The sequence below is a fragment of the Achromobacter sp. T5-5 genome, assembly GCF_055397965.1.
In genome coordinates this window covers 5,313,051-5,333,987 of sequence record NZ_AP027919.1, presented here as the reverse complement: position 1 = coordinate 5,333,987, position 20,937 = coordinate 5,313,051, and the positions used below count along the sequence as shown (strand labels likewise).

The 20,937-nt window shown below is 67.9% G+C and carries 17 protein-coding genes; 8 read left to right on the top strand and 9 right to left on the bottom strand.

Annotation, left to right across the window (positions count from 1 at the left end; translation table 11 throughout):
* The first annotated feature begins 46 nt into the window (after window positions 1-46).
* The 3 genes from ACZ50Q_RS24195 to rsmA are packed head-to-tail and all read left to right on the top strand — an operon-like array spanning window position 47 to window position 4,809.
* Window positions 47-2,428: an LPS-assembly protein LptD gene (locus tag ACZ50Q_RS24195; protein ID WP_464079770.1), complete on the top strand. Its 2,382-nt coding sequence runs from the start codon at window positions 47-49 to the stop codon at window positions 2,426-2,428.
* Window positions 2,425-3,999 (top strand): peptidylprolyl isomerase, encoded by a 1,575-nt coding sequence (locus ACZ50Q_RS24190; RefSeq protein WP_076518939.1) that lies wholly within the window; start codon window positions 2,425-2,427, stop codon window positions 3,997-3,999. Before ACZ50Q_RS24195 ends, ACZ50Q_RS24190 begins: the two co-directional genes overlap by 4 nt.
* Window positions 4,000-4,017: 18 nt before the next feature.
* Window positions 4,018-4,809 carry a 16S rRNA (adenine(1518)-N(6)/adenine(1519)-N(6))-dimethyltransferase RsmA gene (gene rsmA / locus ACZ50Q_RS24185; protein ID WP_464079769.1) on the top strand — a complete coding sequence of 264 codons (792 nt, stop codon included), beginning with the start codon at window positions 4,018-4,020 and terminating at the stop codon, window positions 4,807-4,809.
* A 66-nt stretch (window positions 4,810-4,875) separates the two neighbouring features.
* Here the strand turns inward: rsmA and ACZ50Q_RS24180 are convergent, their stop codons facing one another.
* Window positions 4,876-6,018 (bottom strand): glycerate kinase, encoded by a 1,143-nt coding sequence (locus ACZ50Q_RS24180; protein ID WP_092581166.1) that lies wholly within the window; start codon window positions 6,016-6,018, stop codon window positions 4,876-4,878.
* Between the two features lie 105 nt (window positions 6,019-6,123).
* Between ACZ50Q_RS24180 and pyk the strand changes: the two genes are divergently transcribed.
* Window positions 6,124-7,566: a pyruvate kinase gene (gene pyk / locus ACZ50Q_RS24175; protein WP_464079768.1), complete on the top strand. Its 1,443-nt coding sequence runs from the start codon at window positions 6,124-6,126 to the stop codon at window positions 7,564-7,566.
* Window positions 7,567-7,586: 20 nt separating this feature from the next.
* On the opposite strand, the gene ACZ50Q_RS24170 is transcribed toward pyk, so the two are convergent.
* Window positions 7,587-8,816: a nucleoside recognition domain-containing protein gene (locus ACZ50Q_RS24170; protein ID WP_464079767.1), complete on the bottom strand. Its 1,230-nt coding sequence runs from the start codon at window positions 8,814-8,816 to the stop codon at window positions 7,587-7,589.
* 143 nt (window positions 8,817-8,959) lie between these two features.
* Between ACZ50Q_RS24170 and ACZ50Q_RS24165 the strand changes: the two genes are divergently transcribed.
* The gene (locus tag ACZ50Q_RS24165) at window positions 8,960-11,272 is read left to right on the top strand and encodes an acyl-CoA dehydrogenase (RefSeq protein ID WP_464079766.1); all 2,313 of its coding nucleotides are present in this window, start codon (window positions 8,960-8,962) and stop codon (window positions 11,270-11,272) included.
* Here ACZ50Q_RS24165 and def read toward each other — a convergent pair.
* The 7 genes from def to glyQ are packed head-to-tail and all read right to left on the bottom strand — an operon-like array spanning window position 11,269 to window position 17,589.
* On the bottom strand, window positions 11,269-11,802 hold the full coding sequence (def, locus tag ACZ50Q_RS24160; RefSeq protein WP_464079765.1) for a peptide deformylase: 534 nt from the start codon (window positions 11,800-11,802) through the stop codon (window positions 11,269-11,271). The two genes, ACZ50Q_RS24165 and def, sit on opposite strands and share 4 nt — an antisense overlap.
* A gap of 14 nt (window positions 11,803-11,816) precedes the next feature.
* A complete protein-coding gene (gene gloA, locus ACZ50Q_RS24155; RefSeq protein ID WP_056320907.1) occupies window positions 11,817-12,212 on the bottom strand; it encodes a lactoylglutathione lyase in 396 nt (131 codons plus the stop codon).
* A gap of 60 nt (window positions 12,213-12,272) precedes the next feature.
* Entirely contained in the window at window positions 12,273-13,283 is a 1,011-nt protein-coding gene (locus tag ACZ50Q_RS24150) for a M48 family metallopeptidase (RefSeq protein ID WP_464079764.1), read from the bottom strand.
* Entirely contained in the window at window positions 13,270-13,998 is a 729-nt protein-coding gene (locus ACZ50Q_RS24145) for a lysophospholipid acyltransferase family protein (RefSeq protein ID WP_076518944.1), read from the bottom strand. The genes ACZ50Q_RS24150 and ACZ50Q_RS24145 overlap by 14 nt, the downstream gene beginning before the upstream one ends.
* A 4-nt stretch (window positions 13,999-14,002) precedes the next feature.
* On the bottom strand, window positions 14,003-14,542 hold the full coding sequence (gmhB, locus tag ACZ50Q_RS24140; protein WP_092581160.1) for a D-glycero-beta-D-manno-heptose 1,7-bisphosphate 7-phosphatase: 540 nt from the start codon (window positions 14,540-14,542) through the stop codon (window positions 14,003-14,005).
* Window positions 14,539-16,677 (bottom strand): glycine--tRNA ligase subunit beta, encoded by a 2,139-nt coding sequence (gene glyS / locus ACZ50Q_RS24135; RefSeq protein ID WP_464079763.1) that lies wholly within the window; start codon window positions 16,675-16,677, stop codon window positions 14,539-14,541. The genes gmhB and glyS overlap by 4 nt, the downstream gene beginning before the upstream one ends.
* Window positions 16,678-17,589 (bottom strand): glycine--tRNA ligase subunit alpha, encoded by a 912-nt coding sequence (gene glyQ / locus ACZ50Q_RS24130; RefSeq protein ID WP_025136700.1) that lies wholly within the window; start codon window positions 17,587-17,589, stop codon window positions 16,678-16,680. It abuts the gene before it with no gap.
* Window positions 17,590-17,859: 270 nt separating this feature from the next.
* Between glyQ and ACZ50Q_RS24125 the strand changes: the two genes are divergently transcribed.
* The 3 genes from ACZ50Q_RS24125 (at window position 17,860) to ACZ50Q_RS24115 (ending at window position 20,917) form a co-directional block, all read left to right on the top strand.
* Window positions 17,860-18,627 carry a crotonase/enoyl-CoA hydratase family protein gene (locus ACZ50Q_RS24125; protein WP_076518951.1) on the top strand — a complete coding sequence of 256 codons (768 nt, stop codon included), beginning with the start codon at window positions 17,860-17,862 and terminating at the stop codon, window positions 18,625-18,627.
* A 157-nt stretch (window positions 18,628-18,784) separates the two neighbouring features.
* Window positions 18,785-20,308, top strand: coding sequence for a fumarate hydratase (locus ACZ50Q_RS24120; RefSeq protein WP_076518952.1), 1,524 nt, complete (start codon window positions 18,785-18,787; stop codon window positions 20,306-20,308).
* A gap of 162 nt (window positions 20,309-20,470) precedes the next feature.
* On the top strand, window positions 20,471-20,917 hold the full coding sequence (locus ACZ50Q_RS24115; protein WP_464079762.1) for a carboxymuconolactone decarboxylase family protein: 447 nt from the start codon (window positions 20,471-20,473) through the stop codon (window positions 20,915-20,917).
* The last annotated feature ends 20 nt before the right edge of the window (window positions 20,918-20,937 follow it).

Here is a 20,937-nt window from a genome sequence, read left to right as displayed (position 1 = left end):
AGCCTTTGTCCGGCTCTCCGATGGTCAAAAAGGGCTGTTTTCATTCGTGCGCAAGGTTCCGTGGTTGATCCTCTCCGTTGTCAGCGTCGCCGCCGGAGCCGTCCAGGCTCAAGGTAGCCCGGGCGCCGCTGCTTCCGCGCCGTCGGCCACGTCAACCCCGGAATTGCGCACGTCTCCCGGCCTGCGGATGCACCGGTTGCCGGACGACAGCATTCCCGCCTTCATGGAAGCGGACAGCATCTCGGGCGATCCCGACTACGAGCTGACGCTGTCGGGCAATGCCCAGGTGCGCCGCATCGATGGCGTGATCAAGGGCGACGAGATCAATTACCGCAAGGACACCGGCGAAGTCGACGTCCGCGGCAGCGCGCGCATGATGCGCGACGGCACGCTGGTGACGGGGCCGCGCGCCAAGTTCAACGTGGACCGGTATTCCGGCGAGGTCGAAAAGCCGAACTTCTGGCTGGGCGCCACGGGCGGCTTTGCCGTGGCCGACCACGCGGACATTTTCAGCAAGTCGCAGATGCGGCTGCACACGGTGACGTACAGCGGGTGCTCGTGCGAGACGCCGTCCTGGTACATCAAGGCCAACTCGGTCGACATCGATTTCGACGAAAACGAGGGCGTGGCCCGCGGCGGCGTGCTGTATTTCAAGGACGTGCCGATCCTGGCCTCGCCCTACATGACCTTCCCGGTCAAGCGCGAACGCAAGTCGGGCTTCCTGATCCCGACGTACGGCACGACCAGCCAGGGCGGTTTCGACATCTCGATCCCGTACTACCTGAACCTGGCGCCCAATTACGACATGACGGTGCAGCCGCGCTACTTTTCCAAGCGCGGCATGCAGCTGGGCGGTGAATTCCGATACCTGGGGTCCAGCTACCTGGGGACCCTGAACGGCACCTACCTGCCCGATGACCACGTCACCGGCGAAGACCGCTGGATGTACTGGTGGCGCCACCAGCAGACGTTCTCCCGCGGCTTCTACGCGGATTGGGACATCGCCAAGGTCTCCGACGACAATTACTTCCGCGACATTTCGCAACTGGGCCTGAACCAGGCTTCCACGACCTACCTGCCGCAGCGCGGCCGCGTGGGTTGGGCCTCCGGCTACTGGAGCGCGTTCGCCCAGGTCTACAAGTACCAGACGCTGCAGGACCCGGACGCGCCGCTGGTGCCCCCGTACGACAAGCAACCCGAGCTCTACCTGCGCGGCGCCCGCTACGATTGGGGCGGCTTCGACGTGGACTGGACCTCGACCGCCGTGCGTTTCAGCATGCCGGAATTCGGCGCCGTCGCGCGGTATCCCGACGGCGACCGCCTGCAGACCTATTTGACGGCGTCCTACCCGATCGTGCGTCCGGGCTGGTTCATCATTCCCAAGGCGGGCATCAACTACACCCATTACCAGACCAAATGGTATGGCGTGGACGCGCTGGGCCTGAACAACGGATCGGCGGTGGGATTGCCCCGTTCGCAGTCGCGCACGCTCCCCATCATGTCGCTGGACGCGGGCCTGATTTTCGAGCGCGACACCACGCTGTTCGGCAAGTCCTCCACGCAGACGCTCGAACCGCGCCTGTACTACCTGCGCGTGCCGTATCGCGACCAGTCCACGCTGCCGGTCTATGACACCTCGTTGTCCGACTTCAGCTTCTCGCAGGCTTTCGAGGAAAACATCTACACCGGCGGCTGGGACCGCATCGCCAACGCCAACCAGCTCACGGCGGCGCTGACCACGCGCTGGCTGGATGCCAACACCGGCTTTGAGCGCATGTCGCTGGGCGTGGCCCAACGCCTGTACTTCGAGGACCAGGAGGTCACGCTGCCCGGCGAGACGCCGCGCGAGAACGTGCGTTCCGACTTCCTGGTGGGGGCCAGCGCGGCCCTGACCGACTCGTTGAGCACCGACATCGCCGCCCAGTACAACCCGTACGACAACAACTGGTCGCGCGGGCTCGTCAGCGCCCGCTGGTCGCCGCAGCGTCTGACCACGGTGGCCCTGGCCTACCGTTACCAGCGCGACCCCCAGCCGGGCGTGCGCTACCAGCCGCAGGGACAGAACCAGATCAGCCTGGCGGTCCAGTGGCCGTTCAGCAAGCGCTGGTACGGCGTGGGCCGGGTGGACTATTCTTTGCGTTCGGGCCCGTCCAGCACGGTGGCCAACACGACGGAATCCCCTCGCGTGACGCAGGCCATCGCCGGCCTGGAGTACAAGGGCGACTGCTGCTGGGTGGGCCGCATGGTCTACCAGCGCTACGCCGTATCGGCGGCGGACACTAACTCCGCGCTGTTCTTCCAGCTTGAGCTCACGGGCCTGGGTTCCCTCGGAACCGACCCGATGAACCTGCTGAACAGAAGTATCCCCGGTTACACGCGCATCACGCCGCCCGTGCCTGCCGGGACCACATTTGAAAGGTATGAATGATGCGTAGGTTGCACTCTTTGCGCCGGCTCTCCGGCAATGCGCTGCTGCTGGCCCTGTGCGCCGGCCTGCCCGCCGCGCACGCGGCCGAGCAAGCCGCCCGGGGCGCGAACAGCGGCGCCAAGGCCGCTCCCGTCGCGCAGAACAAAGACGCGTCCGCGCCCAAGGGCGAGCAGTTCGTGGACGGCATCGCCGCGATCGTCGACAAGGACGTGATCACGCTGCGCGAACTGCGCGAGGCCTCCCAGCGCATCGCGAGCGAATTGAAGGCGCGCGGCATCCAGGTGCCGGACGACCAGACGCTGCAGCACCAGGTGCTGCAGCGCCTCATCATGGAGCGCGTGCAGCGCCATGAAGCCGATCGACTCGGCATCCGGGTGGACGACGCGCAGATCGATACGGCCGTCCAGGCCATCGCATCCCGCAACAAGATCACCGTGGCCCAGCTGCGCCAGGAACTGGAAAAGGCCGGCACGTCGTGGGAGGCCTACCGCAAGTCGCTGCGCGACGAGATCCGCACGGATCGCCTGCGCCAGCGCGCGGTGGACTCGACCATCGTCATTTCGGATGCGGAAGTCGATGCCTTCCTGAAGGACCAGCGCCGCAACCCGGCGTTCGGCGCGGCGCCGCAAGCGCAGCCCCAGCCGCAGCCGCAGCCCGCGCCGGAGCAGGCCGCGGTGCCCGCCGGTCCCATGCTGTATGCGCTGGCCCAGATTTTGGTGCGCGTGCCGGAAGGCTCGTCGCCCGAACAACTGGCGCTGTTGCGCAAGAAGGCCGAGGGCCTGCTGGCCCAGGCCAAGCGCGGGGACGACTTCGCCAGCCTGGCCGCCGCCTCGTCTGACGGTCCCGAGGCCCTGCAGGGCGGCGTCATGGGCGTGCGCCCGCTGGACGGCTGGCCCGACCTCTTCGTCAAGGCCATCAGCAACCTGCAGAAGGGCCAGGTCAGCCAGCTCATCCAGAGCGGCAACGGCTTTCACATCATCAAGGTGATGGACCGCGGCACCGCCCAGCCCGCGCCCGGCCGCACCGCCCGCGCCCCGGCGCCGCCGCAGCCCGCGCCGCAGCCCGCCGCGCGTCCGCAGGCGCCGCAGGGTCCCACGCAGGTGGTCCAGACCCGCGCCCGCCACATCCTGATCAAGACCTCGACCGTCATGAGCGACGACCTCGCCCGCCAGCGCCTGCAGCAGGTGCGTCAGCGCCTGGTGAACGGCGATGCCAAGTTCGAGGAAATGGCGCGCCAGTATTCGCAGGACGCCACCGCGCCGCAAGGCGGCGAACTGGGTTGGCTGAATCCTGGCGAAACCGTGCCGCCGTTCGAGGCCGCCATGAACGCCCTGCAGCCTGGCGAGATCAGCCAGCCGGTGCAGACGCCTTTTGGCTGGCACCTGATCCAGGTGGAAGAGCGGCGCGACCACGATGCCACCGACGACCTGGCGCGCATGCGTGCCCGCCAGACGCTGTTCGAACGGCGTGCGCAGCCCGCCTTCGAAGACTGGCTCGAGCAACTGCGTGCGCAGGCTTACGTGGACAATCGTCTCGAAAAGCAGCAGCAAATCCAGCAGAACAACCGCTAAACGCATCACGGGCTTTTCATGTCTCAGCACCAGGCGCGCAAGCGCTTCGGCCAGAACTTCCTGACCGACGACAGCGTCGTCGAGTCCATCGTCCGGGCGGTGGCGCCTGCCCGCGACGATGCGGTGGTCGAAATCGGCCCAGGCCTGTCCGCGCTGACGAGGCCGCTGCTCGAACGCCTGGATCACCTGACCGCGGTGGAAATCGACCGCGACCTGGCCGCCCGGCTGCGCAAGCAGTTCGACGCCGCGCGCCTGACGGTGGTCGAGGCCGATGCGCTGACGATCGATTTCTCGCAGTTCGGCAGCGCGCTGCGCGTGGTGGGCAACCTGCCCTACAACATTTCGAGCCCGCTGCTGTTCCACTTGATGACCTGGGCCGACCATATCCGCGACCAGCATTTCATGCTGCAGCGCGAAGTGATCGACCGCATGGTGGCCAAGCCGGGCTCCGGCGACTTCAGCCGGCTGTCCGTGATGCTGCAATCGCGCTATCGCATGCACAAGCTGTTCGACGTGCCGCCCGAGGCCTTCGATCCGCCGCCCAAGGTGGTGTCGGCCATCGTGCGCATGGTGCCGCTGCCGGCGGACCGCCTGCGGCCCGTCAGCGAGCGCGCCTTCGAAACCGTGGTGGCGCGCGCGTTTTCGCAACGCCGCAAGATGCTGCGCCGGGTGCTGGCGGACTGGGCGCCGCAGGTGCCCTGGGAAGCGCTGGATATCGCGCCGACCGCGCGCGCCGAGGACATTTCGGTGGACCGCTACATCGGCCTGTCGGATGCGCTGGTCCAGGCGGGCGTGCTGCCGCGGGACTGAACCGCCCCGTCGGATTCGCATGCACAAAGGCCCCGCGGGGCCTTTGTGCATTTCACAGATTGCATTTCACAGCATGCGTTTCTGGGCCGCCATCCAGAGCTGCATCACGTCGCGCGCCCGATCCGCAAGCAGGCGTTCGGCGTCCGCCAGGGCCTGCTGCAGCGTGATGGGGCCGGGGGCCAGGCTGAACGCGGCGCTGATGCCGCAGGTGTGCAGGGCCTCGTAGCCTTCTCCCAGCGAACCGGCCAGCGCCACGACGGGCACCCCCGCGCGCTGCGCGATCTTGGCCACGCCGGCGGGCGTCTTGCCGCGCAATGTCTGCGCGTCCATCCGGCCCTCGCCCGTGAAGACAAGGGTCGCGCCCTGCACGGCCTCGGCCAGCCCGCCGAGTTCCGCGACGATCTCCACGCCCGGCCGGAAATGCGCATTGAGGAAGGCCTTGGCGGCAAAGCCTAGTCCGCCGGCCGCGCCCGCGCCGGGCGCGTCGCGGTGATCGGCATGCAGGTGGCGCGCGCAGATGTCGGCGAAATGGCCGAGCATCGCGTCCAGCGTCTGCACCTGTTCCGGCGTGGCGCCTTTTTGCGGACCGAATATGTGGGACGCCCCGTGCGGGCCGCACAAGGGGTTGTCGACATCGGAGGCGATGTCGATGCGGATGCGGGCCAGCCGGGGGTCCAGGCCGCGCGTGTCCAGCGAGGCAAGCTGGCCCAGCGCGCCGCCGCCGGGCGGCAGGCTGTTGCCGCCGGCATCGAGCAAACGCACGCCCAGCGCCGTCAGCATGCCGGCGCCCGCGTCGTTGGTGGCCGAGCCGCCCAGGCCCAGAATGATGCGCGTGGCGCCCGCGTCCAGCGCGGCCCGCATCATCTCGCCGACGCCGTGGCTGCTGGCGCGCATGGGGTCGCGCTTGGAAGGCGAGATCAATTCAAGCCCGGCTGCCGCGGCCATCTCGATGACGGCGGTGCCATCGTCCAGCAGGCCCCAGACGGCGTCGACCTTGTGGCCCAGCGCGTCGTTCACGGTGATCTGCTGCTCCTTGCCGCCGGTGGCCGCCAGCACGGCCTCGACGGTGCCTTCGCCGCCGTCGGCCATGGGCACGCACACGGTGTGCGCGCCGGGGAAGGCGGCCTTGACGCCGCGCGCGATGGCCGCGGCCGCATCGGGCGCGGAAACGCTTTCTTTGAACGAGTCGGGAGCGATGACGATTTTCACGGGTGTCGAGGGGCGCGTTGAAGGTCGATGTGAACCCCATGATACCCGTGCGAACGCGGCCGGCGTACCATAGCGCTTTCGTTGTTTTTGCGAGAGTGGACCGCCATGCCTGTATTGCGCCGCACCAAAATTGTCGCCACCCTGGGACCCTCGACCTCGTCGCCCGAACGCATCGACGCGCTCATCCGCGCGGGGCTGGACGTGGCGCGGCTGAACTTCTCGCACGGCAGCGCCGACGATCATCGCGAACGCGCGCGCCTGGTGCGCGAGATTGCCGCCAGGCAGGGCCGGTTCGTCGCGATCATGGGCGATCTGCAGGGACCCAAGATCCGCATTGCCCGCTTCACCGACAAGCTGGTCCAGCTTCAGGTGGGGCAGCCGTTCACGTTGTCGCGCGCGCATCCCAAGGACGCGGGCACCGCCAGCATCGTCGGCATCGATTATCCGGAACTCGTGACCGACTGCCGCGTGGGCGACGAACTGCTGCTCGATGATGGCCGCGTCGTGCTCGTCGTGGACCGCGTCGACGGCGACGAGGTCCACACCACCGTCACGGTCGGCGGGCCGCTGTCCAACAACAAGGGCATCAACCGCCGCGGCGGCGGCCTGTCCGCGCCCAGCCTGACCGACAAGGACCGGGTCGACATCAAGCTGGCCGCCGAAATGGAACTGGACTACGTGGCCGTGTCCTTTCCCCGCTATGGCAGCGACATCGACGAGGCGCGCACGCTGCTGGCGGCGGCCGGCAGCCAGGCATGGATCATCGCCAAGATCGAGCGCGCCGAAGCGGTGGCCGACGACGAGGCCCTGGACGCGCTGATCCGCGCGAGCGACGGCGTGATGGTGGCGCGCGGCGACCTGGGCGTGGAAGTCGGCGACGCCGAACTGGTGGGCATCCAGAAGCGCATCATCCAGCACGCGCGCACGCTGAACAAGGTGGTCATCACCGCCACGCAGATGATGGAGTCGATGATCTCCAGCCCCATGCCGACGCGTGCGGAAGTCTCCGACGTGGCCAACGCGGTGCTGGACTACACCGACGCCGTCATGCTGTCGGCCGAGAGCGCATCGGGCCAGTATCCGGTCGAAGCCGTGCAGGCCATGGCGCGCGTGTGCCTGGGCGCGGAAAAGCACCCCACCTCGACGAAATCGCATCACCGCCTGGGCGAAACCTTCACGCGCTGCGATGAGACGATCGCGCTGGCGTCCATGTACGCGGCCAACCATTTCCCGGGCGTGAAGGCCATCATCGCGCTCACGGAAAGCGGCCATACCCCGCTGATCATGTCGCGCATCCGCTCGGGCGTGCCGATCTACTGCTACAGCCCGCACAGCCTGACGCAGAACCGCGTGGCGATGTTCCGCGGCGTGTACACGATTCCGTTCGCGCCGTCGGACTACGATCCCGCCGAGCTGTCCAACGCCGCCATCGAAGAGCTGCGCAAGCGCAATCTGGTGCAGACGGGCGACTGGGTGATCCTGACCAAGGGCGATTTCTACCGCGACAGCGGCGGCACCAATGGGATGAAGATCCTGCTGGTGGACTGAGCCCCCGCGAATCGCCCGCCCTATCCGAAGAACCAGTAGCAGACGCCGATCGCGGCCAGCACCCCGGCCAGATCGGCGATCAGCGCGCAGCCCACCGCATGGCGGGCGCGCAGGATGCCCACCGATCCGAAGTACACCGCCAGGACATAGAACGTGGTCTCGGTGCTGCCCTGCATGACGGCGGCCAGCAGCGCGGGAAAGCTGTCCACGCCGAAATGCGTCATGGTCTCCAGCATCATCGCGCGTGCCGCGCTGCCCGAAAACGGCTTGACCAGCGCGGTCGGCAGCGCGTCGACGAAGCGCGTGTCCCAGCTGGCCTGCAGCGCCAGCCAGCGGACGCCGTCCAGCAGGAAATCCAGCGCGCCGGACGCGCGCAGCACCCCCACGGCGCACAGCATCGCCACCAGATAGGGCAGCAGGCTCCTGGCGATATCGAAGCCTTCCTTGGCGCCTTCGATAAAGGCTTCGTACACGGGCACCTTTTTCCAGGCGCCCACGACGAGAAAGGCCAGCAGGATGCCGAAGAGCGCCAGATTGCCCATCAGCGAGGACAGCGAGGCAATGGCCGCGGCCGACATGCTGGCCAGCAGCGCCATGAATCCGCCCAGCGCCAGCGCCGCGCCGCCCAGCCAGAGCATCACGACCGGGTCCGCCAGGCGCAGGCGCTGGCAGAGCGCCACCGCCAGAAAGCCGGCCAGCGTGGACGCGCTGGTGGCCAGCAGGATGGGCAGGAAGACCAGGGTGGGGTCGGGCGCGCCCTGTTGCGCGCGGAACATGAACAGCGTGACGGGCAGCAGCGTCAGCGAGGACGCATTGAGCACCAGGAAAAGAATCTGCGCGTTGCTCGCGGTTTGCGGCGTGGGGTTCAGCGATTGCAGCTCGCGCATGGCGCGCAGGCCGATGGGCGTGGCGGCATTGTCCAGCCCGAGCCCGTTGGCCGCGAAGTTCAGGGTGATCAGGCCGATGGCGGGATGATTGCGCGGCACCTCCGGCATCAGGCGCGCAAACAGCGGCCCCAGCAGGCGCGCCAGCTTTTCGACCAGGCCGGCGCCTTCGGCGATGCGCAGGAATCCGAGCCACAGGGTCAGCGTGCCGAAGAGCAGCACCATCACGTCCACGGACACGCGCGCCATGTCGAACAGGCTGGCGACCATCTGGCGAAAGACTTCGGGATCTCCGATGACCAGCCAGCGGTACAGCGCGGCCGCGGCGGCGGTGAGAAAGAAGCCTAGCCAGAGTTTGTTCAGCATGCGGACGAGCCCGGACAGCGGTTGATTGCGCATCTGCGCGGCGACGCCCATTGTCGCAGAGTCGGCAAGCCGCAGCTTGGCCGGGCAGCGCCAATTCTGGTACTTTGCCCCGGTACGTCCTGTCGCGAATACAAGGGGGATTCATGGATTTCAACGCGTGGCGCCGGCGCCGCATTTCGGAACCCGCATACCGCTGGGCGCGCAACGCGATGCCCGCCATGTCGGCCACCGAACGCGAAGCCATCGAAGCCGGGGACAGCTGGTGGGACGCCGATCTGTTCACCGGCAACCCCGACTGGCGCAAGTTGCTGAGCGTCCCCCCCGCCACGCTGACGCCGGACGAACAACGCTTCATCGACGGTCCCGTGCGCGAACTGTGCGCCATGCTGGATGAATGGGACATCACCTGGAACCGGCGCGACCTGCCGCCGCAGGTCTGGGAATTCCTCAAGTCGCAACGCTTCTTCGGCATGATCATCCCGCGGCGCCACGGCGGCCTGGGGTTCTCGCCCTATGCGCACTCCGAGGTGGTCCGGCGCATTTCCGCCTATTCCATCACCGCGGGCGTGACGGTCATGGTGCCCAACTCGCTGGGGCCCGGCGAACTGCTCATGCAGTTCGGCACGCCCGCCCAGCGCGATTACTGGCTGCCCCGGCTGGCCGATGGCCGCGAGGTGCCGTGCTTCGGCCTCACCAGCCCCGAAGCCGGGTCCGACGCGGCCTCCATGGTCGATACCGGCATCGTGTGCCGCCAGGTCGTGGACGGCCGCGAACTCATCGGTATCCGGCTCAACTGGCACAAGCGCTACATCACGCTGGGGCCGGTGGCGACGGTGCTCGGCCTGGCGTTCAAGATGTCCGACCCCGACGGCATCCTGGGCGGCGCCAAAGAGATCGGCATCTCGGTGGCGCTCGTGCCCACCGACGCGCCGGGCGTGGAAATCGGCCGCCGGCATCTGCCGGCGATGCAGGTCTTTCAGAACGGGCCTAATTCGGGGCGCGACGTCTTCGTGCCCCTGGATGCGCTGATCGGCGGCGTCGAACGCGCCGGGCAGGGCTGGCAGATGCTGATGGGCGCGCTGGCCGCCGGGCGCGGCATTTCCCTGCCATCGCTGTCGGCCGCCGCCACGTCGATGTGCGCGCACACCACGGGCATGTACGCCCGGGTGCGCGAACAGTTCGGCATTCCGATCGGCAAGTTCGAGGGCGTGCAGGAACGGCTGGCCAGCCTGGCCGGCAACGCGTATCTGGTCGAGGCCGCGCGCCGGCTGACCTGCGCCGCGCTCAACCAGGGCGTCAAGCCCGCGGTCGTCTCGGGCATCATGAAGTACCACGCCACCGAACGCATGCGGGTCTCGGTGAACGACGCCATGGACGTGCATGCCGGCCGCGCCGTCATGGACGGCCCCAGCAATTACCTGGGGGCGCTGTACCGCGCCGTGCCCATCGCCATCACGGTCGAGGGCGCCAACATCCTGACGCGCAACCTCATCATCTTCGGGCAGGGCGCCATCCGCGCCCATCCCTACCTGATGCCGGAAATCCTGGCCTTGGGCAATCCGGACGAGGAACGCGGCATCGAGGTCTTCCACGATGTCTTCTGGCGCCATCTGCGCCACGCCGGCCTGAACGCGCTGCGCGCCATCGGCCGCGCCTGGACGGGCGGCCTGCTGGCGCCCGCGCCGGCCTCCGGGCCGGTGGCCGTCCATTACCGCCGGCTTGGGCGCTATGCCGCGGGCTTCGCGCTGCTGGCCGATGCCACGCTGGCCCAGCTGGGCGGCGGGCTGAAGCGCCGCGAGATGATCTCCGCGCGCCTGGGCGACATCCTGTCCGAACTCTATCTGCTGTCCGCCGTGCTCAAGCGCTGGGAAGACGAAGGCCGCAAGCACGATGACCTGCCGCTGGTGCGGTGGTGCATGGAACGCGGCTATGCAAGCATCGAACACAGCATGGACCAGGTGCTGCGCAACCTGCCGGTCAAGCTGCTGTCCTGGGGCTTGCGCGCGGCCATCCTGCCCGTGCGCCTGGCCAAGGGGCCGGGCGACGCGCTCACGCGGGAATGCGCCGACCTGCTGCTCAAGCCGTCGCCGACCCACGCGCGCCTGGCGGCAGACCTGCAGCGCGAGCCGGGCGACGATCCGCTGGGCCTGTTGACCCGCGCGTTCGCGCTGGCCGACGCGGTGCAGCCCATCCGCGACCGCCTGCGCCAGTCCAATGTGCGCGACTGGCGCCAGGCCCATCAGCGCGGGGCGATCACGGACGCGCAGGCGGCGCAGCTCGAGGCCGCCGAAGCGACGGTGCTGCGGGTGTTGCAGGTGGATGATTTCGCGCCGCAGGAACTGACGCCGGACGCACCGATGCCGCAAGCGCGGACGCCCCAAGGCGGCGGGGCGCCGGCCGGCGGGCAGCAGGGGGAGCATCCCCCGGCCGCGCCGGAACCCGGCGACAACGCCTAGTCGTCCTGATTGGGATCCATGCCCGGAAACAGGATTTCAGTGAACCCGAACTTGCTGAAATCCTGGATGCGGGACGGATACAGGCGGCCGATCAGGTGGTCGCACTCGTGCTGCACGACCCGCGCGTGAAAGCCTTCGGCTTCCCGTTCGATCACCTGGCCGTACGGGTCGCGGCCGCTGTAGCGGATGCGGCGGTAGCGCGGCACCAGCCCGCGCAGGCCCGGCACCGACAGGCAGCCTTCCCAGCCGTCTTCCATCTCGTCCGAGAGCGGCGTGATGACCGGATTGCACAGGATGGTCTGCGGCACCGGCGGCGCGTCGGGATAGCGGTCGTTGCGGTCGAACCCGAAGATCACCAGTTGCAGGTCCACGCCGATCTGCGGCGCGGCCAGGCCCACGCCCTGCGCGGCCGCCATGGTCTCGAACATGTCGTCGATCAGGGCGTGCAGTTCCGGGGTGTCGAAGCGCTCGACCGGCGGCGCCACGCGCAGCAGCCGCGGGTCGCCCATTTTCAGGATGGGATGGATCATGGCGGGCGTCCCGGTCAGTCCTGGCGGTCTTTCTTCTGGATGAACTCGATCTTGTAGCCGTCGGGATCTTCCACGAAGGCGATGACCGTCTTGCCGTGCTTCATCGGGCCGGCCTCGCGGGTGACCTTGCCGCCGCGTTCCTTGACCTTGTCACAGGCTTCGTAGGCATTGTCGACTTCCAGGGCGATGTGGCCGTAGCCGTTGCCCAGGTCGTATTTGTCGGTGTCCCAGTTGTGGGTCAGTTCGATGACCGCGCCGTCGGCTTCGTCCTGGTAGCCCACGAAGGCCAGCGTGAACTTGCCGTCCGGGTAGTCGTTGCGGCGCAGCAGCCGCATGCCCAGCACGTTGGTGTAGAAGTCGATGGACTTGTCGAGGTTGCCGACGCGCAGCATGGTGTGGAGCAGACGCATGGGAGGTTTCCTTAAGCGGTGAGGGGTTGGGGGAACCGGGGCGCTGGGGCGCCCCGGGCCTCAGAATTGGGGCAGCGAAGCGGGATCGTGACGTCGCAGGATGTTCTTGGCGTCTTCGAAATCGGGCAGGATCTGGCCCACTTCGCGCCAGAAGTCCTGACTGTGGTTCATCTCGCGCAAATGGGCAAGCTCGTGCGCGATGACGTAGTCGATGATGGCGGGCGCGAAATGGATCAGGCGCCAGTTCAGCATGATGTTGCCGTCGCTGGTGCACGAGCCCCAGCGGGTGGCGGCCGACGATAGGCGCCAGCGGCGGATCTTCAGCCCGCTGACCTGCAGGAAATGCGCCAGGCGCGCCCCGAACCAGGCGCCCGCGCGCTGTTGCAGCCAGGCTTGCGCCGCGTCGCGGATGCGTCCCTGGTCGGCATGGGACGGCAGCGCCAGCCAGAGGGTGTCGCCGTCCTGCGGCGCCTCGGCGTCGCCGGACAGGCTGGCCTGGCGGCTGTCGCCGCCCACGCCGATGATGATGCGCCGGCCCAGGTAGGGCAGCTCGCCGCCGGCCTGCCAGCGGGTGTGCGCCATGGCGAGCTGCTGCTTGCGGGCGTGCCATTCGCGCAGCTTGGTCAGGATCCAGCGCGATTTCTCGCGCACCGCGTCGTCGATCTGCGTCAGCGTCACCCAGTTGGGAGCGGTGACGCGCAGGCCGTCGTCGGTGATCACGAAGCCGATGCTGCGGCGCCGCGAGCGCAACAGAACAAAGCCGATGGGCTGCTGCTCGGTGGGCACCTCGCGCCAGCGCGCGCCGGGCGGCAGCGGATCGGGGCAGGGCGTGGGCACGCGCGCCGTCGCGTTGGGCGACGGCGTCAGCAGCGGTTCGCCCGCGGGCGCGGGGGCCGAGGCGGCGTCGGGAAACAGGTTGGCGGGTGGGACCGGCCGAGGGGCGCCGGGTCCGGAAGCCGGCGGCCGGGGCGCGGCCGGCGGCGTCGGCGCGGCGATCAGCGGCGGCGCGCCCGTGGGCGCGTCGTGTTCCTGCGAGTCGAACAGGAGTTCGAGCTGATCAGTGCTGGGCATACCTTTCTGGGTTGAGACGCCGCATTTCCCCTTCGATCCAGTCCTGGACCTTCTGGTTCAGTTCTTCGGGGGAGAGACCCTTGGATTCTATCGCGGGACCGATCGACAGGGTAATCAGCCCGGGCTGCTTGACGAAGGCGTTGCGCCGCCAGCATTCGCCCGCGTTGTGCGCGATGGGAATGACCGCCGCGCCGGTGCGCGACGCCAGCAGGGCGCCGCCCATCTTGAAGCGTCCGGTCTTGCCCGGCGCCACCCGCGTGCCTTCGGGAAACAGCAGCGGCCAGCGGCCTTCGTCCAGGCGGGTCTGGCCCTGTTTGACCACTTGCTCGAAGGCGTCGCGGCCCTTGGCGCGGTCAATGGCGATCATGCGCAGGAGCGCCAGGCCCCAGCCGAAGAACGGCACCATGTGCAGCTCTTTCTTGTAGACGAAGCAGACCTCGCGCGGCATGTAGGCCGGAAAGAACAGGGTTTCCCAGGCCGACTGGTGCTTGGACAGCAGCACCGCCGGGCCGTCGGGCAGGTTTTCCCAGCCCTTGACCTGCCAGCGGATGCCGCAGATGACCTTGGCGCCCCAGATGGCCAGCCGCGGCCAGCCGACCGTCAGCTTGTAGCGCCAGTGCAGCGGCAGCGGCGCCCACAGGATGCAGGCGAAGGCGTAGGGGATGACCGTGACGGACAGGAACAGGAAATACAGCAGCGAACGGAGCCGGGCCATCGGGTCACGCGTCCTGCAGCAGGGTGTCGACCACGGCCAACAGGTCGTCGCAGACGCGCACGTTGTCAGGCAGTCCGCCCTTGGCAAGCGTCTTGGCGCCATTGCCCGTCAGCACCAGCCAGGGCGAGCACCCGGCGGCGGACGAGGCCTGCAGGTCGCGCAGCGAATCGCCCACCGCCGGCACGCCGGCCAGGTCGACGTCGTAGCGGTGACCGATCTGCTCGAACATGCCGGGACGCGGCTTGCGGCAGGCGCAGTCGTCGTCGGGGCCGTGCGGGCACATGAAGATGGCGTCGATGCTGCCGCCCACGGCGGCGAGTTCGCGTCGCATCTTGGTGTGGATGGCCGTCAGTGTGTCCATGTCGAAGAGGCCGCGCGCCAGGCCCGACTGGTTGGTGGCAAGCACCACTTTCCAGCCGGCCTGCGTGAGCCGCGCAATGGCCTGCAGACTGCCCGGCAGGGCGATCCACTCGTCGGGCGTCTTGACGAAGGCGTCGCTGTCCTGATTGATGACGCCGTCGCGATCGAGAATGATGAGCTTCACTGTGCGAGCCTGGAAATGTCGGCGACCTGGTTCATCAGGCCATGAAGCTGGCCGAGCAGGGCCAGCCGGTTGGCGCGTACGGCAGGATCCTCGGCCATGACCATGACGTCCGCGAAGAAGGCGTCCACGGGTTCGCGCGCCTGGGCCAGCGTGGACAGGCTGCCGGCGAAGTCGCCCGCGGCCAGTTGCGCCTCGGCCTTGGGACGCAGGGCCGCCACGGCGGCGGCCAGGGCCTTTTCAGCCGGTTCCACCAGCGCCGCGTCGTTCACCGCGCCGATCTCGCCTTCGGCCTTCTTGAGCAGGTTGCCGATGCGCTTGTTGGCGGCGGCCAGGCTGGCGGCCTCGGGCAACTGCGCAAAGGCCGCGGCGGCGCGCACGCGCTCGGCCACCTGGTGCAGCGGCGGGGTCAGCGCGATCACGGCCTCGACGGCATTGCGGTCGAAGTCGTTGATGAGCTGGTTGCGGTAGCGTTCGTAGATGAAGGCGCGGACCTCGGGGAGCGTGTCGGCCGGGATCTTGCCCTCGGGGAACGTGCCCGCGGCCAACGCCAGCAGGCCGTCCAGGCTCAGCGGACCGTCCTGGCTGATCTTCAGCCAGCCGCCCGCGGCCAGTTGTTCGAAGGCGCTGATCAGGCCCAGCGCGGCGCGGCGCAGGCCGAAGGGGTCGCGCTCGCCGGTGGGGGCCAGGCCGATCGCCCAGATGCCGACCAGCGTTTCCACGCGTTCGGCGATGAACAGCGTCGCGGCGGTCAGGGTGTCCTGTGTCACCGGCGCGTCGTAACGGTTGCGGTACTGGCTGCGCAGGGCCTCGACGACGCTGGCGGGCTCGCCGTCGCCGGCGGCGTAGTAGGCGCCCATGATGCCTTGCAGCTCGGGGAATTCGCCCACCATGTTCGAGCCCAGGTCGGCCTTGGCCAGCATGGCGGCCCGGTCGGCGGCGGATTGGTCGCCGCCGATCTGGCCGGCGATGCCGCGCGCGATGGCGCGCACGCGCTCCACGCGCTCGAGCTGGGTGCCCAGCTTGTTGTGGTAGACGATGGAGCCCAGCTGCTCGACGCGCGCGGCCAGCGGCGTCTTGCGGTCGGTTTCAAAGAAGAACTGCGCGTCGGCCAGGCGGGGACGCACCACGCGCTGATTGCCTTCGACGATGTTCACCGGGTTGTCCGTGCGCATGTTGCTCACGATCAGGAAGCGGTGCGTCAGGCGGCCGGTGGCCGGATCGAACAGCGGGAAGTACTTTTGGTTCAGCCGCATGGTCAGGATCAGGCATTCCTGCGGCACTTGCAGGAATTGTTCCTCGAACTGGCCCACGTAGACCGTGGGGTGTTCGACCAGCGCGGTCACTTCATCCAGCAGCGCGGCCACTTCGGGGTCGTCGCCCAGGGTGGCCGACAGGCGGGTCGCCTCTTGCTGCAACTGGCGCTGGATCTCGTCGCGGCGGGTCTCGAACGAGGCCACGACGCGGCCCTTTTCGGCCAGCGTGGCGGCGTAGGCGTCGGCATCGGCGATGGACACGGCGCCCTGGCTCATGAAGCGGTGGCCCAGGGTGTCGCGGCCGGCGGTCAGGCCCAGCGCCGACACCGGCACCACGTCCGCGCCGAACAGGGCGATCAGGCCATGCGCCGGGCGCACGAACTTGACGGTGGTGACGCCGTCGGCCAGCTGGTAGCGCATGACCTTGGGGATGGGCAGGCCGTCGATGGCGGCGTCGATCCCTTCCTGCAGGCCGGCGGCCAGCTGGGCGCCCGCGGCGGTGCCGCGCGCGACCAGGTAGTCCTGCTTGCCGTCGGATTCGCGGTCCAGCGTGGACACGTCGATGTTTTCCAGGCCCTTGGCGGCCAGCTTCTTCTGCAGCGCGGGCGTGGCCTTGCCGTCTTCAGTGAGGCCGATCTTCACGGGCATCAGCTTTTCGGCGTAGGCCTGGTCGGGCGCCTGGGCCAGCACGGCCGACAGGTGGACGGCCAGGCGGCGCGGCGTCGAATACGCGGTCACGGCGCAGCCGTCGGCCAGCAGGCCGTGGCGGTCCAGCGTGGCGCGCACGCCTTCGGCAAAGGCCTGGCCGAGCTTTTGCAGGGCCTTGGGCGGGAGTTCTTCGGTCAGCAGTTCGACCAGCAGCGGGCGGATGTTCGTCGTCATTTATGCAGCCTCCCCGGCGGCCTTGTCGCGGCCCAGCATGGGAAAGCCCAGTCGTTCGCGGGAATCGTAGTAGGCCTGCGCGACGGCGCGCGACAGGTTGCGGATGCGGCCGATGTAGGCGGCGCGTTCGGTCACGCTGATCGCGCCGCGCGCGTCCAGCATGTTGAAGGTGTGCGCGGCCTTGAGCGCGGCCTCGTAGGCGGGCAGCGCCAGCGGCACGTCCATCAGGCGCTTGGCCTCGGCTTCGTAGTCGTTGAAATGCGAGAACAGCATCTCGGCCGACGAATGCTCGAAGTTGTAGGTGGATTGCTCGACTTCGTTCTGGTGGAACACGTCGCGGTACAGCACGCGATTGCCGTTGGCGCCTTCGGTCCAGACCAGGTCGTAAACGCTCTGCACGTCCTGCAGGTACATGGCCAGGCGTTCCAGGCCGTAGGTGATTTCACCGGTGGTGGGCGTGCAGTCCAGGCCGCCGACCTGCTGGAAGTACGTGAACTGGGTCACTTCCATGCCGTTCAGCCAGACTTCCCAGCCCAGGCCCCAGGCGCCGAGCGTGGGGTTTTCCCAGTCGTCCTCGACGAAGCGGATGTCGTGCTGCGTGGGATCGATGCCCAGCGCCTTGAGCGAACCGATGTAGAGATCCAGGATTTCGGGGGGCGCGGGCTTGAGCACCACCTGATATTGGTAGTAATGCTGCAGGCGATTGGGGTTTTCGCCGTAGCGGCCATCCTTGGGCCGGCGCGAGGGCTGCACGTAGGCGGCGCGCCAGGGCTCCGGGCCGATCGCGCGCAGGAACGTGGCGGTGTGCGAGGTGCCGGCGCCGACTTCCATGTCGTAGGGCTGCAGCAGGGCGCAACCCTGCTTGTCCCAGTATTCCTGGAGCGTAAGGATGATTTGCTGAAAGGTGAGCATAGGATTCTTGGAATTCGGCCGCCAGGCAAGGGCTGCCCTGCGCGTGGGAAACCCGGCATTTTAACTGGCCCGCGACCGTAGCGGGCCGCGAGGGGGTCATTCCGGTTACATATGTCCGGGCGAAGCGTCCCTGAATGTGCCGCTGGTGGACACGGGCGCCGCCCGCGCCTGCGCCCGCAAACCAATGGTCGTATGATTCCGGGTTGAGCCTGAGTCTTATATAAAACCCGGAACCCGATTCCGAGAAATTCGCGAAAAAGGAGCAGTCCCATGTCCGACCTGATCACGGTGGAAGTCACCGACGGCATCCAGATCATCACGATCAACCGTCCCGAGGCCAAGAACGCCATCAACCTGGAAACCGCCGTGGCCATGGCCGCCGCGCTGGACCAGCTGGACAGCCGTGACGATGTGCGCATCGGCATCCTGACCGGGGGCGGCGGCACGTTCTCGTCGGGCATGGACCTGAAGGCGTTCGCCGCGTCGGGCCAGCGCCCCTACGTGGATGGCCGCGGCTTCGCCGGCCTGAACGAGCGTCCCCCCAAGAAGCCGCTGATCGCGGCGGTTGAAGGCTATGCCCTGGCCGGCGGCTGCGAAATGGCCCTGGCCTCCGACCTGATCGTGGCCGCCAGCAACGCCAAGTTCGGCCTGCCCGAAGTCAAGCGCGGCCTGGTGGCCGGCGCCGGCGGCCTGCTGCGCCTGCCGCGCCGCCTGCCGTACCACATCGCCATGGAAGTCATCCTGACCGGCGAAATGCTGAGCGCCGAGCGCGCCCACGCCTTCGGCCTGGTCAACCGCCTGACCGAGCCGGGCGGCGCCCTGGCCGGCGCGCTGGAACTGGCCCGCGCCATCGTCGAGAACGGCCCGCTGGCCGTCCAGACCGCCAAGAGCATCGTCGCGCAGGCGGGCGACTGGGACCAGGAAGGCATGTTCGACCGCCAGCGTCCGCTCATCGCGCACATTTTCACGTCGGCCGACGCCAAGGAAGGCGCCACCGCCTTTGCCGAAAAGCGCAAGCCCGTGTGGCAAGGCAAGTGAATTGAATTCGAAGCGCCACGCCGCAGCGCCCGAGCCTGTCCCCGGCAACCCCATTTGCCTTCAGGCGGGGCCACGGCAAAAATAGCGTTTACCTCGCGCGGCGGGCAGCCAACGCCCGCCGCGCTTTCACGTTTTCCCTCCAGACCTGCAAATCGCCATGTCCGTCATCATTAAAGAAGAAGACTTCATCCAGTCGATCGCCGACGGGATCCAGTTCATCAGCTATTACCACCCCGTCGATTACATCCGCCACCTGGCGCGCGCCTACGAGCGAGAGGAAAGCCCGGCCGCGCGCGATGCGATGGCGCAGATCCTGACCAACTCGCGCATGTGCGCCGAGGGCAAGCGCCCGCTGTGCCAGGACACCGGCATCGTCAACGTCTTCCTGAAGATCGGCATGAGCGTGCGCTTCGACACCAAGCGCACCCTGCAGGAACTGTGCGACGAAGGCGTGCGCCGCGGCTACCTGAACCCGGACAATCCGCTGCGCGCCTCGGTGCTGGACGACCCGCTGTTCGCGCGCAAGAACACGCGCGACAACACGCCCTGTATCCTGCACGTCGAACTTGTCCAGGGCGACAAGGTCGACGTGCAGATCGCCTCGAAGGGCGGCGGCTCCGAAAACAAGACCAAGTTCGCCATGCTGAACCCCAGCGATTCGCTGGTGGACTGGGTGCTCAAGACCGTTCCGTCGATGGGCGCCGGCTGGTGCCCGCCCGGCATGCTGGGCATCGGCGTCGGCGGCACGGCTGAAAAGGCCATGCTGATGGCCAAGCAGTCGCTGATGGAAGACATCGACATGTACGAACTGCTGGCCCGCGGCCCGCAGAACAAGCTGGAAGAGCTGCGCATTGAACTGTACGAAAAGGTCAACGCGCTGGGCATCGGCGCGCAGGGCCTGGGCGGCCTGACGACCGTGCTGGACGTCAAGATCAACACGTTCCCCACGCACGCGGCATCCAAGCCCGTCGCCATGATCCCGAACTGCGCGGCCACCCGCCATGCGCATTTCGAGCTGGACGGCTCGGGCCCCGCGCGCCTGGACCCGCCGTCGCTGTCCGAATGGCCGGAAGTGCACTGGGCGCCGGACTACAACAAGTCCAAGCAGGTCGACCTGAACACCCTGACCCGCGAAGAAGTCGCCAGCTGGAAGCCGGGCCAGACCCTGCTGCTGTCGGGCAAGATGCTCACCGGCCGCGACGCCGCGCACAAGCGCATCCAGGACATGCTGGCCAAGGGCGAGCAACTGCCCGTGGACTTCACCAATCGCGTCATCTACTACGTGGGCCCGGTCGATCCGGTGCGCGACGAAGTGGTCGGCCCCGCCGGTCCCACCACCGCCACCCGCATGGACAAGTTCACCGACATGATGCTGGACAAGACCGGCCTGATCGCGATGATCGGCAAGTCCGAGCGCGGCCCGGTCGCCATCGACGCCATCAAGAAGCACGGCTCGGCCTACCTGATGGCTGTGGGCGGCGCGGCCTACCTGGTGTCCAAGGCGATCCGCGGCGCCAAGGTGCTGGGCTTTGCCGACCTGGGCATGGAAGCCATCTATGAGTTCGACGTGAAGGACATGCCGGTGACCGTGGCGGTCGACGCCCAGGGCACGTCGGTCCACACGACCGGACCCAAGGAGTGGCAGGCGAAGATCGGGAAGATCCCGGTTGCCGTTGCCTAAGTCCTAAGTACAGATGAATTGGCCGCTGGAGACAGCGGCCAATTTTTTGGGCATTCCGCGCGGATCTTGGCTCAGTCAATACGCCGATTCTTGGACCTGTTTCGCCAGGTCGCCGGCAGGTAAGGTGGCGGTGTTCACTTTCGACGAACGCAAAGGACTGAAATGACCCGCATGAACTGGCAAGAGATCGCACCTGAAGGCGCGAAGGCCCTCTTTGGCGTCTACCACTACGTCACGACACGAACGAACCTGCCGGCGGAGCTGGTGCATCTCGTTTTTCTCCGCGTCTCGCAGATCAATGGCTGCGCGCACTGCATCGACCTGCACAGCCGCGACCTCCGGAAAACCATGTCGGTCGACAAGATCACGCTGCTGCCGGTATGGGACGAGGTGCCTCACCTGTTCTCCGACCAGGAACGTGCGGCGCTTGCCTGGGCGGAGGAGGTGACGCGGGTGAGCGAAACCCATGCCTCGGACGAGGCCTATGCCGCCGCCTCGGCCGCGTTCGAGCCCAAAGACCTGGTCGACCTCACGATCACGATCGCGGCCATGAATGCGTTCAATCGGCTGGGCGCCCCGTTTCGGCTTCCCGTCGCCGCAAAGGCGTGATCGGGCTTTCACGCACCGTT

What these genes read in the sequence shown, in the direction of transcription:
- glyS (WP_464079763.1), bottom strand. Translation starts at nt 16,677, where the DNA reads ATGACGACGAACATCCGCCCGCTGCTGGTCGAACTGCTGACCGAAGAA.
- ACZ50Q_RS24145 (WP_076518944.1), bottom strand. Translation starts at nt 13,998, where the DNA reads ATGGCCCGGCTCCGTTCGCTGCTGTATTTCCTGTTCCTGTCCGTCACG.
- def (WP_464079765.1), bottom strand. Translation starts at nt 11,802, where the DNA reads ATGATCCATCCCATCCTGAAAATGGGCGACCCGCGGCTGCTGCGCGTG.
- ACZ50Q_RS24120 (WP_076518952.1), top strand. Translation starts at nt 18,785, where the DNA reads ATGTCCGTCATCATTAAAGAAGAAGACTTCATCCAGTCGATCGCCGAC.
- pyk (WP_464079768.1), top strand. Translation starts at nt 6,124, where the DNA reads ATGCCTGTATTGCGCCGCACCAAAATTGTCGCCACCCTGGGACCCTCG.
- ACZ50Q_RS24190 (WP_076518939.1), top strand. Translation starts at nt 2,425, where the DNA reads ATGATGCGTAGGTTGCACTCTTTGCGCCGGCTCTCCGGCAATGCGCTG.
- rsmA (WP_464079769.1), top strand. Translation starts at nt 4,018, where the DNA reads ATGTCTCAGCACCAGGCGCGCAAGCGCTTCGGCCAGAACTTCCTGACC.
- ACZ50Q_RS24170 (WP_464079767.1), bottom strand. Translation starts at nt 8,816, where the DNA reads ATGCTGAACAAACTCTGGCTAGGCTTCTTTCTCACCGCCGCCGCGGCC.
- ACZ50Q_RS24165 (WP_464079766.1), top strand. Translation starts at nt 8,960, where the DNA reads ATGGATTTCAACGCGTGGCGCCGGCGCCGCATTTCGGAACCCGCATAC.
- ACZ50Q_RS24125 (WP_076518951.1), top strand. Translation starts at nt 17,860, where the DNA reads ATGTCCGACCTGATCACGGTGGAAGTCACCGACGGCATCCAGATCATC.
- gloA (WP_056320907.1), bottom strand. Translation starts at nt 12,212, where the DNA reads ATGCGTCTGCTCCACACCATGCTGCGCGTCGGCAACCTCGACAAGTCC.
- glyQ (WP_025136700.1), bottom strand. Translation starts at nt 17,589, where the DNA reads ATGCTCACCTTTCAGCAAATCATCCTTACGCTCCAGGAATACTGGGAC.
- ACZ50Q_RS24115 (WP_464079762.1), top strand. Translation starts at nt 20,471, where the DNA reads ATGACCCGCATGAACTGGCAAGAGATCGCACCTGAAGGCGCGAAGGCC.
- ACZ50Q_RS24150 (WP_464079764.1), bottom strand. Translation starts at nt 13,283, where the DNA reads ATGCCCAGCACTGATCAGCTCGAACTCCTGTTCGACTCGCAGGAACAC.